The sequence below is a fragment of the Mesorhizobium sp. B2-8-3 genome (genome assembly GCF_006440815.1).
Classification (GTDB): domain Bacteria; phylum Pseudomonadota; class Alphaproteobacteria; order Rhizobiales; family Rhizobiaceae; genus Mesorhizobium.
On record NZ_VFTW01000034.1, the window covers coordinates 1 to 16,124 of the forward strand.

The window sequence follows — 16,124 nt, forward strand, 5'->3', positions numbered from 1 at the left end:
CCCGCTTCATAGAGGAGGTTTACAACACCCGCAGACTTCATTCAGCGCTCGGTTATCTGAGCCCGCAGCAGTTCGAGATCAACACATCCGGCAGACTGGCAAAACAGCGGCCTGATCATTGTCCACCCCCAGGGGCGCACTCCAAACCGAGGTCACTTTTGCGCGACATGCATTAGCGGCTACTTGAGCGCCTTGTAGACGGCGATGCCGGCGGCGAGATCCTCAAGCGCCGCGCCAACCGACTTGAACAGCGTGATCTCGCTGTCGTCTTGCCGGCCCTGTTTCTCGCCGCGCGCGAGTTCGTGCAGATCGGCGACGATCGCTTCCGGCTTCAGCACGCCCGAGGCCAGCGGCTGGACGATGTCGCCCGCCTCCTTGGTGGCGCCGGCGCGGGTGTCGACATAGACGCGGGCGCGGGAAATGGCGTCGTCATCGGCCTCGCGCATATCGGGCGTGAAGCCGCCGACGAGATCGACATGGGCGCCCGGTTTCAGCAGCGCGCCCTTGACCAGCGGCGTGTTCGAGATCGTCGCCGAGGCGACGATGTCGGCCTCGGCAAGCTCGGCGTCGAGATCGCCGGCGGCACTCGCCGGAAAGCCTTCGGCGCGCAAGGCGGCTGCCACCTTTTCGGCATTGGCCGGCGTGCGGTTCCAGATGCGGATGGATGTGATCGGCCGGACCGCCGAATGCGCCTTAGCAAGGAAGGGCGACAGCGCGCCGGCGCCGATCACCAGAAGCCGCGAGGCGTCCTTGCGGGCGAGATAGGAGGCGGCGAGCGCCGAGGCGCAGGTCGTGCGCCACTGGGTCAGCCGCTGGCCGTCGATCAACGCCTGCGGCTCGCCGGTGACGCCGTCCAGCAAAAGGTAGAGGCCCATCACCGCCGGCTTGCCTTTTGTGTTGTTGTCCGGCGACACGGTGACGATCTTGACGCCGATATGGCCTCCCGCAGAGGTGCCGGCGGCGTTGAAGTCGGTCCAGGCCGGCATCAAAAGCAGGGTCGAGGCGGCGCCATCCGGGCGCTCCACGCCATGATGATGGCGAACCGGCTGCACGGCGCCTTCGCGGAAGGCGGTGCGCAATGTCTCGACAAGGCCCGGAAAGGTCAGCGCGCGGTCGACCTCGGCGGCCGAAATGGTCAGCATCGGAGGCTCCGTGAGGCGTTAGCTAAAGATTGAGCATGATGTCGCCCGAAAGCCGCTTCGCGGTTTTCGGCATCATACTCTAATTCGTCGGCCTGGGCAGCGCCGGTCCGTTGGGCGCCACGGGCGCGCGGCTCACCGCCTGGCGCAGGTTCTCCGCCTCGAGGCCGCGCTGGCGCGCGAGCTTGCGATAGCGACCCTGCTTCACCCAGGTGGCCAAGCTGCCAACGACCATGCCGATGGCCAAAGCCAGGAACAGGAGGATGAAAAGCGGCAGGCTCAGCGTCAGCGCCGGGTTGCCGGGATGGAATGGGTCGACCGTGAAGGCGACGGCGCCGCGGTTGGCGACGGCGAGCGCGATCAGGATGATTGCCAGCGGCACGAAGACCACGACGAGGATGAAGCGATTGAACATCAGATCTCCATGGTGAAGCGGCTTTGCGCCAAGATCCCGTTTCAACCCGCCGGCGCGGCGCCTATTTGCCGCCGTTCAGCCTTTCGCGCAACTCCTTGCCGGTCTTGAAGAACGGCACCCACTTTTCCTCGACTTCGACGGATTCGCCGGTGCGCGGATTGCGGCCGGTGCGGGCGGGACGGTTTTTCACCGAAAAGGCGCCGAAACCGCGCAATTCGACCCGGTTGCCCTCGGCAAGCGCATCGGTGATCTCGTCAAAGATCGCGCCGACGATGTTTTCGACATCGCGCAGAAAAAGGTGCGGGTTGCGTGCAGCAATGATCTGCACAAGCTCGGATTTGATCATACAACGTTCCCCGTAAAACCACAGCGATCGATTATCAGGATGATTTTATTGCTTTTTTGGCTGGTACCAACGGCCCTCAAGGGTGCCAGACCGAAACGAGACCGTCAAGAAACAAGCGGTCGGCACCGAGCTCGTGAATGACATCGCCGCCGGCATCGGGCAGGCCGAGCGCCTTGGCCGCCATTTTTGCCATCGACTGGGAAAACAGGAAACCGCCGCGCCTGTCCTTGTCCTTCCACTCGACGACCTTGAGCTTGCCGTCCACGCCCTTTGTCGCCAGCCAGTCGATCGCCTCCTGCTCGCCGCCGACGGCGTCGACCAGATGGTTGGCCAAAGCCTGGCGGCCGGTGAAGATCGAACCGTCGGCCAACGCCAGCGCCTGATCATGCGTCATCTTGCGGCGGTCGGCGACGATGCCGACGAACCAGTCGTAACTGTCGAGGATCAGCTTGCGCACCATGGCGCGCTCGTCGTCATTGGTCGGCTTGAAGGGCGAGGGCGAAGCCTTGAGCGGCGACGATTTCACTTCCTCAAGCTTGATGCCGAGCTTATCCATGAGGCCGCTGACGTCCGGATACTGGATCAGCACCCCGATAGAGCCGACGATGGAGGTCTTGCGGGCGACGATGTGGTCGGCGGCGCTGGCGATCATGTAGCCGGCGGATGCCGCCAGCGTGCCGACTTCGGCCACCACCGGCTTGTCGCCGGCAAGCTTGCGCACCTGATCGAAGATCGACTCTCCGCCGACCGTGGTGCCTCCGGGCGAATCGATCGAGAGGATGACGCCCTTCACCTCCGGCGACGTGCGGATAGCTTCCAGCCTTTTGAGCAGTTCCTCGTCTTCGGTGATGGTGCCTTCAATCTTGACCTTGGCGATATGAGGCACTGCCCGGCCGGTAAAATTGTCGTCATAGACCCAGGCCGAGAAGGCGATAATTGCAGCCGCCAGAACCAGAAACGCGGCGACGCGCCAGAACGTCAGCTTGCGGCGCAAGCGGCGGCGGTCGATCAGGTCGTCGGCTCTCATTGCCATCGTCAGCCTCGTGGATGGGTGGAAGCACGCTTTTAAAGCAAGCCTCGGCGCACGGCTACCGTTTCCTGGAGCGGTCACCGCTTCACGGAATGGTGATACGCACTATTCCTTGTCCTGATGCAATTCCCGTCGGAAAACCGCTCGGACTTGTCCTGGAATTGCCTTGAAAGACCTGGTTTGGGGCTTCGGCGTTGACGCCGGCCTCACGAAAAATTAACGCAAGCAGTCCGTATCTGCTATGAAGTACAAGCCGTCTCGCCGGATTCCTCTCGATTTTGCGGGCGGCAGTTGTCACATTTTTGCAGTTTTCCTCCGCTTGTGCTTGCTTGTAGGTGCCGGCATACCACCTATAGGCGGTGTTTGGGCGGGCAAAGGTCCATTAGAAAAGTCATGTTGGCGCGATCTGACGAAACGAGCGATGCCGGTGAGGCATCGGCTCCCGCGAGCCAAGACGGCACGCGTGGCGATGCCTTCAACCGCGCGCAGCGGCACTCCCGCCGCGTCCGCGTGCTGAAATTCGCCGTGCCGCTGCTCGCGGTCGCGATCGCCGTCGCCTTTCCGGTCTACTCCTACCTCAAGGCGCCCCTGTCCGTCTCGGTGCAGGCCGATGGTACGGCGTTCTCCGACGGCAAGCTGGTGATGGCCAATCCGAAGCTCAACGGCTTCACCAAGCAGAAGCTGCCCTATTCGCTTACGGCGACCCGGGCGACGCAGGATGTCGGGCAGCAAGCCGTCATCGACCTCGACGGCATCAATGCCAAACTGCCCGTCGCTACCGACAACATCGTGTCGGTCGACGCTGCGCACGGTATCTACAATCGCGACGCCAATACGATGGACCTGACCAGCGAGGTCAGCGTGACGACGACGGACGGCCTGGTGGCGAAGTTCAAATCGATCTTCCTAGACATGGGCAAAGGCTCTATGAAGACGAGCAATCCGGTCGACGTCAGCCGCGGCGGGTCGCGCATCACCGCGGATTCGATGTCGGTCGAGGACAATGGCAGGCTCGTGGTCTTCGAGAACCGGGTTCGCGTCAACATAGATCCAACTGCGCTGAAGGCAGCGGGGGTAAACGGTGGAGAACAGAATGCGTCGCAGTAAATCCGCATGGCTTCCGGGCGCTGCTTCCGCATTGCTGCTTTTGGCAACCGTGCATTCGTTCGCGCAATCGAGCGCGACCAGCCAGATCCCGGGGTTGAAACTGTCAGGCGACCAGCCGATCCAGATCGAAAGCGATAAGCTTGAGGTCCGCCAGGCCGACAGCATGGCCATATTCAGCGGCAACGTCACCGTCAATCAAGGGCCGACCCTGCTCAAAGCCGGCAAGATGACGGTCTACTACGTCAAGGACCCAAAAGCTGACAAAAGCGCGGCGGCCGGCGCGTCGGCGATGACGGGCGCGGCCAATATCGACCACCTCGAGGTCGAGAACAAAGTCTACATCAAATCGAACGACCAGATCGCCACCGGCGACACCGGCAAATTCGACATGAAGACGCAGGTGCTGGTGCTTTCGGGCAAGGAAGTGGTGCTGTCGCAGGGCGACAATGTGCTCAAGGGCTGCAAGCTCACCGTGCAGATGAAGAGCGGCCTCGGCAACGTCGAGGGCTGTCCGCGCGTCATCATGATGTTCAAGCCGCAGAAACAGGACGCGCAGCAGCAGGGAGCGTCGAGCAACTAATGGCCGGCGTGACTTCGCTGCTGGCTCGTCTTCCGGGACGGGCGGCCGCACAACCCGCTGCGCCGGCGACGGTCGGCACCGACAAGGCGAAGTTCAAGGGCACCCTGATCGCCAAGGGGCTGACCAAGAGCTACAAGGGCCGCAAGGTGGTGAGCGGGGTGACGCTCGGCGTGCGCGCCGGCGAGGCGGTCGGCCTGCTCGGCCCCAACGGCGCAGGCAAGACCACCTGTTTCTACATGGTCACCGGCCTTGTTCCCGTCGACGAAGGTTCGATCGAAATCGACGGCTTCGATGTCACCTCGATGCCGATGTACCGGCGTGCTCGCCTCGGCATCGGCTACCTGCCGCAGGAAGCGTCGATCTTTCGCGGCCTGAATGTCGAGCAGAACATTCGCGCCGTGCTGGAGGTGGTGGAAAAGAGCCGCAAGGAACGCGAGCGCACGCTCGACGAACTGCTCGAGGAGTTTCACATCAGCCATCTGCGCAAGGCGCCGTCCATGTCGCTGTCGGGCGGCGAACGGCGTCGCCTTGAAATCGCGCGGGCGCTGGCGACGCGGCCGGCCTATATGCTGCTCGACGAGCCCTTCGCCGGCATCGACCCGATCGCCGTCGCCGACATCCAGCAGCTCGTTCGCCATCTCACGGCGCGCGGCATCGGCGTCTTGATCACCGACCACAATGTGCGCGAGACGCTCGGCCTGATCGACCGCGCCTACATCATCCATGCCGGCCAGGTGCTGACGCATGGCCGCGCCGATGAGATCGTCGCCAACGCCGATGTGCGGCGTCTCTATCTCGGCGAGGGTTTTACGCTCTGACCCGCGGGTTCCGACGCGGTTTCGATGGCCGCGTCACGGCTTTCGGTCATTTTAGCGCTCGATAACGCTCCGGTAAGCCGCAACTGCTAGCGTTTTCCTTGACAAGCAAAAGCCGGGCCAGTTTCTATGCCTGGCCGGGAAAATCTGCTTCGGCACAGTCCGATGCGTAGACGAGGTGTTTGAATCACACCATGGCGCTGGCAGCCAAACTGCAGCTCAGACAGTCCCAGTCGCTGGTGATGACGCCGCAGCTGATGCAGTCGATCCGGCTGCTGCAGCTCACCCATGTCGAGCTCGAGCGCTTCATCGACGAGGAGATCGAGCGCAACCCGCTGCTGGAACGGGCCGAACCGCAGGACGATGCCGCCGGCGATCTATCCCAGAAAAGCGAGGCGTCGCCGGAAAAGGATACCGAAGGCGATTGGTTCGAGGGCGAGACGGAGTGGAGCGCGGAAGCGATCTCGCAAAAGCTCGATTCTTCCCTGGAGAACCTGTTTCCCGACGATCCAGGCACCAGCGAGAGGCTGGGGCCGGATCTCACGGCGCAATGGAAGTCGGCCGCTGGGGGCGGCGCGGGCGCAGCATCGTCCGAGGGGTTCGACGTCGGCGACATGGCCGCGGCCGCCATTACGCTGCGCGAGCATGTCGGCGAGCAGATCGCGCTTGCTTCGCTCAGCCCCGGCGAGCGGCTGATCGCGGGTGAGTTGGCCGACGGGCTCGACGAAGCCGGTTATTTGCGCACCGAACTCGATGAGATCGCGGTCCGGCTCGGCGCGGATAAGGCGGCGATGGCGCATGTGCTTGGCGTCTGCCAGACCTTCGAGCCGGTGGGACTTTTCGCGCGCGACCTTGCCGAGTGCCTGTCGCTGCAGCTTGCTGCGCGCGACCGGCTCGATCCGGCGATGAAGGCGCTGGTCGCCAATCTGGAGCTTCTGGCGCGGCGGGATTTCCAGACGCTGAAACGCATCTGCGGCGTCGACGAGGAGGATCTGCTCGACATGCTGGCCGAGATCCGCGCGCTCGATCCGCGCCCCGGCCTGGCGTTTTCGGGCGGCGCGAGCGATGCGATCGTCGCCGATGTCGAGGTCCGCGCCGCCAATGACGGCAGCTGGGCGGTGGAGCTCAACGCCGACACGCTGCCGCGCGTGCTGGTGGACAATGTCTACTTCGCCCGCATTTCGAGCCACGCCAAGGACCAGGCGGAAAAGGACTTTCTCGCCGAATGCCTGCAGAACGCCAACTGGCTGACGCGCAGTCTCGACCAACGGGCCAAGACCATCCTCAAAGTGGCGTCCGAGATCGTGCGGCAGCAGGATGCCTTCCTCGTCCACGGCGTGCGCCACCTCAAGCCGCTCAACCTGCGCACAGTGGCCGACGCCATCGGCATGCATGAATCGACCGTCAGCCGCGTCACCGCCAACAAATACATGCTGACGCCGCGCGGCGTTTTCGAGCTGCGCTATTTCTTCACCGCGTCGATCGCCTCGGCCGAAGGCGGCGAAGCGCATTCGTCCGAGGCCGTGCGCGACCGCATCAAGCAGATGATCGACGAGGAAAAGCCCGCCGACGTGCTTTCCGACGACGCCATCGTCGACATGCTCAGGGAAAGCGGCGTCGATATCGCGCGCCGTACCGTCGCGAAATACCGCGAAGGCATGAACATCCCATCGTCGGTGCAGCGGCGGCGGGAGAAGCGAGCGCTGGCGAACGCCGGCCGCTAGGCCGCCCCCGGAATCTCGACTATTCTCCACAATTCCCATGCTTGATTGACAAGCCGCAATGAAGTGGCTAGAAGCCCGCCCGCATGAGCAGGGCGGTAATGCCAGCTTGCGAATGGGTCCGTCAGACAAGGCCGCGGACGGCCAAGAAGGCGACTTGTGATCAACCGGAAAGTTCGGGTCTAAAATCGGCGCGCATGCCGCTGCAAAGCTTGTGCGCGCGCACCACGGGTATAAACTCGGGAACAGTTTGAAGCCTGAGCAAGGAAGGTCAGTTTTCAGATGAATCTACGCATTTCGGGAAAACACATGGACATCGGCGATGCGTTCCGTACGCGCATCAACGACCGGGTCGGCGAGGCGATCGAGAAATATTTCGATCGGGGTTTTTCAGGACATGTCACGGTCATCAAATCGGGGTCGCGTTTCTCCGCCGACTGCATGGTCCGGCTCGATTCCGGCGCTTCGCTGCAGGCGACCGGCGACGCCCAGGATCCGACGCTGGCCTTCGAGGCGGCCGCCGACCGCCTTGAAACACGGCTGCGGCGCTACAAGCGCCGGCTGAAGTCGCGCAATACGGGCAACGGCAATGGCGAAGAGCCGACCGACATCGCCTACACCGTGATGGCTCCTCTCACCGACGATGAGGAAGATATTCCGGAGGACTTCGCTCCGGTCATCGTCGCCGAATCAAGCATGACGCTGCGGACCATGTCGGTGGCGTCGGCGGTCATCGAACTCGACAACAGCGACAGCCCGGTCTTCTTGTTCCGCAACGCCGGAACCGACCATCTCAACATCGTCTACCGCCGGCCGGACGGCAATATCGGCTGGATCGATCCGTCGACGACCAAAGTCGCGCAGGGATAAAAAGCCAGCCGCGCGAGGGGGCGACGACTGGCGCGGCAGGCGAGCAAGGGATTTTTCAAGCATGGATCTCAGTGATCTCATCAGCGTCCCGGCGATCATGCCGGCGTTGAAAGCGAATTCCAAAAAGCAGCTTCTGCAATTGCTGTCGGAGAGGGCGTCGGCGATTTCGGGGATTCCGGAACGGGAGGTGTTCGACACCATCCTGCAGCGCGAGCGGCTGGGCTCGACCGGCGTCGGCAACGGCATCGCCATTCCGCACGGCAAGCTCGCCGGCGTGAAGCGGATCGCCGGCGTCTTCGCCCGACTGGAAACGCCGGTCGATTTCGAGGCGCTCGACGACCAGCCGGTCGACCTGGTGTTCCTGCTGCTTGCTCCGGAAGGCGCCGGCGCCGACCATCTCAAGGCGCTGTCGCGCATCGCGCGGGTGCTGCGCGACGCCGACACGGTGGCCAAGATCAGGGGGACGCGCGACGCGGTGGCGATCCACGCTTTGCTGTCGGACACACAGGCCTCGCACGCGGCCTGAAATCTTAGGATTGAAACCTTCGGAGGGTCGCCGTGGGCGGCCCTTTTAATTTCGAAGGCCAGGAGTCTCGAAGGCCAGGGGTCGCGTTAGTGGATCGCGACTGTGGTCAGGTCGTTCTCCAGCGCACCCGCCAGCGCCCGGTCACGGGCATCGGAAAGCAGGATCGGCTGGCCGTTGGCGGCAAACAGCGCCCACAGCTCCATACCGGGCGCGATTTCGTCGAGGCCGGGGAAGCGGCCGCGCAGGTCGTCGCTCGACACTTTCCTGAGATAGGCGACCGAACCTTCGCCGAGATGGGCGAGTTCGCCGCTGGTCATGGTGGTCGTTTCGTCAGTTCTGGTCATTTCAAGCCTCCTTGGCGCGAGGACGCCAGGATTGGCCGCCTCGCATAGAGCCATCGGCAAAGATCAGTCTTTCACCGATATGTTTATTTTCCGTACCAGCCGCTCGGCCTCCGGCCGGTCGAGATCGACCGACAACAGGCCGTTCTTCAGCTCCGCCGCGATCACCCGCATGCCGTCGGCCAGCACGAAACAGCGCTGGAACTGGCGCGCGGCGATGCCGCGGTGGAGGAATTCGCGCTCGGTGTCGTCAGTCTGACGTCCGCGCACGATTAGCTGGTTTTCCTCCGTGGTGACATCGAGGTCGCTCTCGGCGAAACCGGCAACGGCCAGCGTGATGCGCAGCCTTTCGGCCTTGCCATCGGCGGCGTTGAGGCGCTCGATATTGTACGGGGGATAGCTGTCGCCGGACTTCGCCAGACGCTCAAGCGTCTTTTCCATAGCATCGAAGCCCAGAAGAAGCGGGCTGGAGAAGGGCGTCATTCGACTCATTGTTACACTGTCCTCTGAAGAGCGACACAAACTGGAAAAACCCGGATGGCATTTTTCCCGATGGTCTTGATATGGTCCGCCGCGCGATCAAGTTCAAGCCACTGAAATCAGGATGACGTTTCGTTGAACCGCCATCCTGGTTCAGCACTTCGTTGGAGCATGATCTTGTCCGAAAACCGGTCCCACTTTTCGGGATCATGCTCTAAATCCCGCCCAAAAAGACTCCCCAAAGGAATTGAAATGCCCCAGTCCAGAAAGATCATCATCGACACCGATCCCGGCCAGGACGATGCCGTCGCCATATTGCTGGCGCTCGGCAGTTCGGAGCTGGAGATCGTCGGCATCACTGCGGTTGCCGGCAACGTGCCGCTGAAACTGACCCAGAACAACGCCCGCAAGATCTGCGAACTGGCCGGCCGGCCCGACATCAAGGTCCATGCCGGCGCCATCCGGCCGCTGGCGCGCGAACTCGTCACCGCCGAGGAGGTGCACGGCAAGACCGGCCTGAACGGCCCGCAACTGCCGGAGCCGACCATGCCGTTGCAGGAACAATACGCCGTCGATTTCATCGTCGAGACGCTGATGCGCGAGGAAAGCGGCACGATCACGCTCTGCCCGCTCGGACCGCTCACCAACATCGCGCTGGCGCTGATCCGCGAGCCGAGAATCGCGCCCCGCATCAAGGAAATCGTCTTGATGGGCGGCGGCTTCTTCGAGGGCGGCAATGTCACGCCGGCCGCCGAATTCAACATCTATGTCGACCCGCAGGCCGCCGATCTGGTGTTCAAGTCGGGCATTCCGATCGTGATGATGCCGCTCGACGTCACCCACAAGGCGCTGACCACGTCCAAGCGCACGCAGGCTTTCCGCCAGCTCGGCACCAAGGTCGGCACCGCGACCGCCGAGATGCTGGAGTTTTTCGAGCGCTACGACGAGCAAAAATACGGCACCGATGGCGGACCGCTGCACGATCCGTGCGTGATCGCCTATCTGATCAAGCCGGAGCTGTTCAAGGGCCGCCACTGCAACGTCAGCGTCGAGACCGCGTCGGAGCTCACCATTGGCATGACGGTGATCGACTGGTGGGGTGTCACCAAGCGGAAAAAGAACGCCATGGTGATGCGTGACATCGACCATGACGGCTTCTTCGCGCTGCTGGTCGAGAGGCTGGGGCGACTCAACTGACCGTCGAGGATTACAAGGCGTGCGCCGTCACCCGTTGAACAATCGGTAGGTGTCGACGCCCCGCTTGTGGTGCTGCCGCTCGATGGGGATGATCGAGCCGATAGAGTGAGGAGTCCCCACATCGCCATCGACCAAGACCAGCGCATTGTCGTCTTGAAGACGGACGTCGTAGATATAGTAGATCCCGCGACCAACTGCGGCTTTGGGATTAATAGGTGCCAAGCTGACATGCTCAACTACGCCCGTCACACGTTGCGTTGCAACGACAGGATCGTTCTGCAGCCTTAAGACGGAAGCCCCAACCGTCAGTGCCAAGGCGCAGAAGAAAGCGACGCCGAGGATGGCGTCGCTGTACTCGTATCGCCAAATAAGCAAGCGATTCCGAAAGGAAACGTTTGACTTGTTCATGACCAAGAGTTGTGGGGGCGCTCACAGCTCTTCAATATGCTTGCAAAAATAATTGGGGGGACGGCGGGTCCGTCGCTCACTTCGCCTTCGAAAACGCCAGCCATAGCCCGCCGCCGACCAGGAAGCTGCCGCTGATCCTGGACATCAGCCTGACGCGGCTGGCCGACAGAACGCGCCCGGCGCGGCCCGCGGCAAGGGCATAGGTCGAATCCGACATGGGGGCGAAGGTCATCGCGGTCAGGCCCATCACGACGATCTGTAGCGTGTAATTGCCCTGTGGCGCAATGAACTGCGGGAAGAAGGCGCCGAAGAAGACCAAGGTCTTCGGATTGCTGATCGCCACCAGAAAACCCTGCAGGAAGAAGCCGCCGCGCGGTTTTCTCGCCGTTCCGTCAGGATTGAGCGTGCCCTTGGAGCGGAACATCTGCACGCCCATCCAGATCAGATAGGCGGCGCCGATCAGCCGCACCCACTCGAACCAGTGGCCCATGCCGGCGATCAGCGTGTTGAGGCCGATGCCGACGATGGCGATCATGATCGCGAGCCCGGCCTGGGTGCCGGCGACGTTGGCCAGGCCCGCGCGCGAGCCGTGGCGGATGCTGTTGGCGATGATCAGCGTCACCGTCGGACCGGGCACCAGGATGATGACGATGCAGGCAACGACATAGGTTGCGTAAAGTTCCAGCGACATGGTCTTTCCTCGGACGGACAGAGGTGATGCGGCGGTGGCTGCTGGATCAATGCACGGCTTCACTGTTGGCGCAAGCGGTGCCGACTTGCCCGATTCAGAGGCTGCTCAGCAGGCGCCCGCCGTCCACGGCAATATCGCCTCATAGGCGGCGCCAGCCTTGAGCACAGCGAGGTCGCCGCGTGGGCGGCCGATCAACTGCATGCCCATGGGTCGGCCTTTCTCGTCGAACCCCGCCGGGACGCTAAGCGCCGGGCAGCCGCCCAGGGTGGCGAAGGCGGAGACCTGCATCCAGCGGTGATAGCTGTCCATGGGTCGTCCCGCGACCTCGCGCGGCCAGTGGGTCGTGACGTCGAATGGGAAGACCTGCGCGGTCGGCAACGCGATCAGGTCGAAACGCTCGAACAGCGAAAGCAGCGTTCGGTGCCACGAGGTGCGCCGGACGCTGGCGGCATGGACCTGCGGCGCGGTCAGGCCCATCGCCTGCTCCACTTCCCAGACAGCCTCGGGCTTCAGAAGTTTGCGTTTTGCCGGGTCGTCGTAGTGCGCCTTCAGCCCGCAGCCGCTGCTCGCCTGGCGCAAGGTGACAAAGGCCTGCCAGAGCGCCTCGAAATCGACATCTGGAACCAGGGCCTCGCTGCGGAAGGATGCAGCGGCGAAGCGGGCAAGCGCGGCCTCGCAAAGGTCGAGCACGCCCGGTTCCGTCGGCAGGTGGCCGCCGAGGTCGCCCAGCCAGGCGATGCGGCCGCCGGACGCTTTCGCGCTCAAGCCGTCGAGGAACGAACCCTCCTTGGCATATGACAGCGGCGCGCGCGGGTGATAGCCGGCCTGTTCGTCGAGCAAAAGCGCGATGTCGCGAATGTTGCGGCCCATCGGCCCTTCGACGCCCATCTGCGAATGGAAGACATCGAAGTCCGGGCCTGCAGGCACAAGGCCCTGCGAGGGACGGAAGCCGTAGACATTGTTGTAGGCTGCCGGGTTGCGCAGCGAGCCGCCGAAGTCGCTGCCATCGGCGACCGGCACCATGTCGAGCGCCAGCGCCACGGCCGCGCCGCCGCTCGAGCCGCCGGCGGTCAGCGCCGGGTCGAAGGCGTTGAGCGTCGGCCCGAAGACCGGATTGTAGGTGTTGGAGCCCAGCCCGAATTCCGGGACATTGGTCTTGCCGATGATGATGGCGCCGGCCTTGCGGACGCGCTCGACGAAGAAATCGTCCACGTCGGGGATGAAATCGGCGAAGATCGGCGAGCCGAAGGTGGTTCTGAGCTCCTTGGTCAGGGCGAGGTCCTTGATGGCGATCGGCAGGCCGAAGAGCGATCCGGCCTCGCCGCCGTGGGCCAGATGAGCATCGGCCCTGTCGGCCTCGGCCAGGATATCGGCGCGCTCGCGCAGCGAAACGACGGCGTTGACCAGCGGGTTCACCGCCTCGATGCGGTCGAGGAAAGCGCCGGCCACCTCGCGCGCCGACAAATGGCGCTGCCTGATCTTCCCTGCAAGCTCGACAGCGGGGAGGCGGCAGATATCGCCGGCCGGCGGCACTGCGTGCTTGGTGACGGGACGCATGGCCATTACCGCGCCGCCGCCAAGGCGGCATCGACATCCTTTGCCGGTGGAATTGCCGGCTGCGCGCCGGGTTTGAGGCAGGCGAGCGAGCCGGCCGCGGCGGCGCGGGTGAGCGCCTCCTGAAGCGGCAGGCCGGACGACAGGCCGGCGCCGAAATAACCGCAGAAGGTGTCGCCCGCGCCGACCGTGTCGACCGGCGTGATCTTCAGCGCCGGAACCGTGAGGAAATCGTCCGGCGTGGCGGCCAGCACGCCGTCGCCCCCGAGCGTGACGACGATGGCGCGGCCTGTCTTCTTGGCATAGTCGCGCATGCGGGCAGGGCGATCGCGCCCCGAAAGCGCCAGCGCCTCGCCATAGAGATCGAACTCGGTTTCGTTGGCGACGGCAAAGTCGGCCTTGCCGACGAAGCTGGCGGCCTCGGCACGGAAAGGGGCGGTGTTGAGCACGCTGACGGCGCCCGCCGCGCGCGCCGCGTCGAGTGTGGCCTCGACCGCCTGCAGCGGGATCTCATGCTGCAAGAGCACGACGTCGCCCTTTTTGAGGAAGGCCTTGGCGATATCGCCCGGCACCACCGAATCATTGGCGCCCGGCACGACGGCGATGACGTTCTCTCCGTCGGCGCCGACCAGGATCAACGCCGTGCCGGTGGAGGCGAAGCTCTGGCCGACACCGGACAGATCGACATTGCCGGCCTTGAGAAGAGCGAGCGCCTCGGCGGCAAAGCTATCCTTGCCGACCGCGCCCACCATGCGCACTTGCGCGCCGGCGCGCGCCGCGGCCAGGGCCTGGTTGGCGCCCTTGCCGCCGGGCGCGGTGGCGAAGCCGGAACCGCGCACCGTCTCGCCCGGCGCCGGCAAGCGGTCGACATTGGCGATGAGGTCGAGGTTGATAGAGCCGACAACGATAATCAAGAAAGTGCCTCCCGCTGGTTGCGCGGGAGGCTAACGCATGCCCCCGAAAATCGGAACCGATTTTAGAAAGGATCATGCGCAAAATCAAAGTGCTAGGAAGATCTCCACAGGGCCTTGGCCGTCGACTTCACGACGCTACTTGCCCCGCTTCCCAGCCGAGGATGGCGCGTTTGCGCGTCAGGCCCCAGTGATAGCCGGTGAGCGCGCCGGACTTGCCCAGCGCCCGGTGACAAGGCACCACGAAGGACATTGGGTTGGCGCCCACGGCCGCGCCGACGGCCCGGCTGGCGCTGGGTGCGCCGATGCTTGCCGCGATCGAGGAATAGGTGCAGGCCCTGCCCATCGGGATGCGCAGCAACGCTTCCCAGACGCGAAGCTGGAAATCGGTGCCGATCATCACCACGCGCAGCGGCTGGTCGGCGCGCCATTGCGTCGGGTCGAAGACCCGCGCGGCGTAAGCCTGGGTGGCCGACATGTCCTCGACGTAAGTCGCGTTCGGCCAGCGGCCGGACATGTCGGCGAAGGCCGCCCGCTCGCCGCCGGCGTCACAGAAGGCGAGGCCCGCGAGACCCCGGTCGGTGACCATGATCAGCGCGATGCCGAAAGGCGAGATGTGGTAGCCGTAGCGGATGGTGAGACCCGCGCCCCGGGTCTTGTAGTCGCCGGGCGACATCGCCTCATGGGTGACGAAGAGGTCGTGCAGCCGGCCGGGACCGGACATGCCGAGCTCGAACGAGGTCTCCAGCAGCGGCATGCCGGCATCGAGCAGCCTGCGCGCATGGTCGAGCGTCACCGCCTGCAGGAAGGCTTTGGGCGACAGGCCGGCCCAGCGGGTGAAGAGTTTCTGCAGGCCGGTGGGCGTCTCGCCGACCTCTTCGGCCAGGACCTCGAGCGAGGGCTGGTCGCGATAGTCGAGGCTGATCTTCTCGATGGCGCGGCGCACGACCTCGTAGTCGCTGCCTTCCGGCGTGATGTCGTTCTGGAGGATCGCGGTCGGTTTCATGCGGGTATTCATGGTCATCTGAGCGTTCATGGCAATATCTCCTTGTCCCGAATATCGGTCTTCCAGAACTTTGCCTCCACCCGAAACTTGCCTTCCTGCCATCCACGCCCAGATAGAGTGAGCTTCGAGCCGACAAGGACGATCATGGCCGGCGAAAAGGTTGATCTGACCGGGGCAAGGGAAACCTTGCTGATGACGCTCTACGGCAAGGCGCTGGAGAGCCGGCTGCCCAATTCGTTGCTTCAGGATCGCTTCGCCGACGAGGCGGTGCGCAAGATCGACTATGATTTCGCAAGGCTCAAGGTCGACGGCAATCTCGGGCTGGGATTTGCGATCAGGGCGAAGACGTTGGACGTCTGCGTCGCGGATTTCCTCGCAAGATATCCGGACGCGATCGTGCTGCATCTGGGATGCGGGCTCGATACGCGGATATTTCGCGTCGACCCGCCGCAAGGCGTCGACTGGTTCGACGTCGACTATCCGGACGTCGTCGAGCTCAGGCGCAGGCTCTATCCGTCCAGGGACCGTTACCATCTGATCGCTTCCTCGGTGACCGAACCGGGCTGGCTGGCCGCGGTGCCCCGCAATCGCCTGGCGATCGTGGCGGCCGAGGGGCTGACACCCTATCTTCCAGCCGAGGAGGGACCGCGGCTGCTTGCGCGGCTTGTCTCGCATCTTGCCGGCGGCGAGCTGATGTTCGACGCCTATAGCCGGTTCGGCCTGAAACTGATGCGCCTCAATCCGGCCATCAAGGCAACCGGCGCAGAAGTCCATTGGGCCATAGAGGATCCGCGCGAATTGGAGCGGGCGGTGCCCAAACTTCGCTTCATCGGCGAGATCCCATCCTACAAGCCGGAGCAAGGGGCGCGCCTGGGCTGGTCGGCGCGTCTGTTCGTCGGTCTCTGGAAGCTCATCCCAGCGATGCGCAAGGTCGGCAGGCTGTTGCGCTACCGGTTCTGAAAGGCTTGTTTGCTCCGAGCATGATCT

Annotated in this window: 19 protein-coding genes; 8 read left to right on the top strand and 11 right to left on the bottom strand. The window is 63.8% G+C overall.

The window, feature by feature from the left end; all coding sequences use genetic code 11:
* Positions 1-179: 179 nt before the first annotated feature.
* The 4 genes from FJ418_RS29195 to sppA all read right to left on the bottom strand — a co-directional run bounded on the left by FJ418_RS29195 (position 180) and on the right by sppA (position 2,933).
* On the bottom strand, positions 180-1,142 hold the full coding sequence (locus tag FJ418_RS29195) for an ornithine cyclodeaminase family protein (protein WP_140871644.1): 963 nt from the start codon (positions 1,140-1,142) through the stop codon (positions 180-182).
* Between the two features lie 79 nt (positions 1,143-1,221).
* The gene (locus FJ418_RS29200) at positions 1,222-1,554 is read right to left on the bottom strand and encodes a lipopolysaccharide assembly protein LapA domain-containing protein (protein WP_140871646.1); all 333 of its coding nucleotides are present in this window, start codon (positions 1,552-1,554) and stop codon (positions 1,222-1,224) included.
* A 61-nt stretch (positions 1,555-1,615) separates the two neighbouring features.
* On the bottom strand, positions 1,616-1,900 hold the full coding sequence (locus tag FJ418_RS29205) for an integration host factor subunit beta (RefSeq protein ID WP_027165368.1): 285 nt from the start codon (positions 1,898-1,900) through the stop codon (positions 1,616-1,618).
* Between the two features lie 76 nt (positions 1,901-1,976).
* Positions 1,977-2,933 (bottom strand): signal peptide peptidase SppA, encoded by a 957-nt coding sequence (gene sppA / locus FJ418_RS29210; protein ID WP_140658054.1) that lies wholly within the window; start codon positions 2,931-2,933, stop codon positions 1,977-1,979.
* Between the two features lie 390 nt (positions 2,934-3,323).
* Between sppA and lptC the strand changes: the two genes are divergently transcribed.
* From lptC to ptsN, 6 genes are all read left to right on the top strand, one after another.
* Positions 3,324-4,037, top strand: a complete 714-nt coding sequence (gene lptC / locus FJ418_RS29215) for an LPS export ABC transporter periplasmic protein LptC (RefSeq protein WP_140644564.1) — start codon at positions 3,324-3,326, stop codon at positions 4,035-4,037.
* A complete protein-coding gene (locus FJ418_RS29220) occupies positions 4,024-4,617 on the top strand; it encodes an LptA/OstA family protein (protein WP_140658057.1) in 594 nt (197 codons plus the stop codon). The genes lptC and FJ418_RS29220 overlap by 14 nt, the downstream gene beginning before the upstream one ends.
* Positions 4,617-5,435, top strand: a complete 819-nt coding sequence (gene lptB / locus FJ418_RS29225) for an LPS export ABC transporter ATP-binding protein (protein WP_140644562.1) — start codon at positions 4,617-4,619, stop codon at positions 5,433-5,435. The genes FJ418_RS29220 and lptB overlap by 1 nt, the downstream gene beginning before the upstream one ends.
* 191 nt (positions 5,436-5,626) lie before the next feature.
* Positions 5,627-7,156, top strand: a complete 1,530-nt coding sequence (gene rpoN / locus FJ418_RS29230) for an RNA polymerase factor sigma-54 (protein ID WP_140871648.1) — start codon at positions 5,627-5,629, stop codon at positions 7,154-7,156.
* Between the two features lie 279 nt (positions 7,157-7,435).
* Entirely contained in the window at positions 7,436-8,023 is a 588-nt protein-coding gene (gene raiA / locus FJ418_RS29235) for a ribosome-associated translation inhibitor RaiA (protein ID WP_140644560.1), read from the top strand.
* A gap of 61 nt (positions 8,024-8,084) precedes the next feature.
* Complete coding sequence (gene ptsN / locus FJ418_RS29240; RefSeq protein WP_140644559.1) at positions 8,085-8,549, top strand: PTS IIA-like nitrogen regulatory protein PtsN; 465 nt, start codon at positions 8,085-8,087, stop codon at positions 8,547-8,549.
* Positions 8,550-8,635: 86 nt separating this feature from the next.
* Here ptsN and FJ418_RS29245 read toward each other — a convergent pair whose 3' ends face one another.
* The gene (locus FJ418_RS29245; protein WP_140658061.1) at positions 8,636-8,893 is read right to left on the bottom strand and encodes a DUF1150 family protein; all 258 of its coding nucleotides are present in this window, start codon (positions 8,891-8,893) and stop codon (positions 8,636-8,638) included.
* A 63-nt stretch (positions 8,894-8,956) separates the two neighbouring features.
* Entirely contained in the window at positions 8,957-9,382 is a 426-nt protein-coding gene (locus tag FJ418_RS29250) for an Hsp20 family protein (RefSeq protein ID WP_140710216.1), read from the bottom strand.
* 240 nt (positions 9,383-9,622) lie between these two features.
* On the opposite strand from FJ418_RS29250, the gene FJ418_RS29255 reads away from it, so the two are divergent.
* The gene (locus FJ418_RS29255; protein ID WP_140871650.1) at positions 9,623-10,567 is read left to right on the top strand and encodes a nucleoside hydrolase; all 945 of its coding nucleotides are present in this window, start codon (positions 9,623-9,625) and stop codon (positions 10,565-10,567) included.
* 27 nt (positions 10,568-10,594) lie between these two features.
* On the opposite strand, the gene FJ418_RS29260 is transcribed toward FJ418_RS29255, so the two are convergent.
* From FJ418_RS29260 to FJ418_RS29280, 5 genes are all read right to left on the bottom strand, one after another.
* Positions 10,595-10,975, bottom strand: coding sequence for a hypothetical protein (locus FJ418_RS29260; RefSeq protein WP_140871652.1), 381 nt, complete (start codon positions 10,973-10,975; stop codon positions 10,595-10,597).
* Between the two features lie 76 nt (positions 10,976-11,051).
* Entirely contained in the window at positions 11,052-11,666 is a 615-nt protein-coding gene (locus FJ418_RS29265; protein ID WP_140871654.1) for a LysE family translocator, read from the bottom strand.
* Between the two features lie 105 nt (positions 11,667-11,771).
* Entirely contained in the window at positions 11,772-13,229 is a 1,458-nt protein-coding gene (locus tag FJ418_RS29270) for an amidase (RefSeq protein WP_210242119.1), read from the bottom strand.
* Positions 13,229-14,134: a ribokinase gene (locus FJ418_RS29275; protein WP_140871656.1), complete on the bottom strand. Its 906-nt coding sequence runs from the start codon at positions 14,132-14,134 to the stop codon at positions 13,229-13,231. The genes FJ418_RS29270 and FJ418_RS29275 overlap by 1 nt, the downstream gene beginning before the upstream one ends.
* A 127-nt stretch (positions 14,135-14,261) precedes the next feature.
* Complete coding sequence (locus FJ418_RS29280; RefSeq protein ID WP_181167139.1) at positions 14,262-15,167, bottom strand: methylated-DNA--[protein]-cysteine S-methyltransferase; 906 nt, start codon at positions 15,165-15,167, stop codon at positions 14,262-14,264.
* A gap of 114 nt (positions 15,168-15,281) precedes the next feature.
* Between FJ418_RS29280 and FJ418_RS29285 the strand changes: the two genes are divergently transcribed.
* Positions 15,282-16,097, top strand: coding sequence for a class I SAM-dependent methyltransferase (locus FJ418_RS29285; protein WP_140871658.1), 816 nt, complete (start codon positions 15,282-15,284; stop codon positions 16,095-16,097).
* The last annotated feature ends 27 nt before the right edge of the window (positions 16,098-16,124 follow it).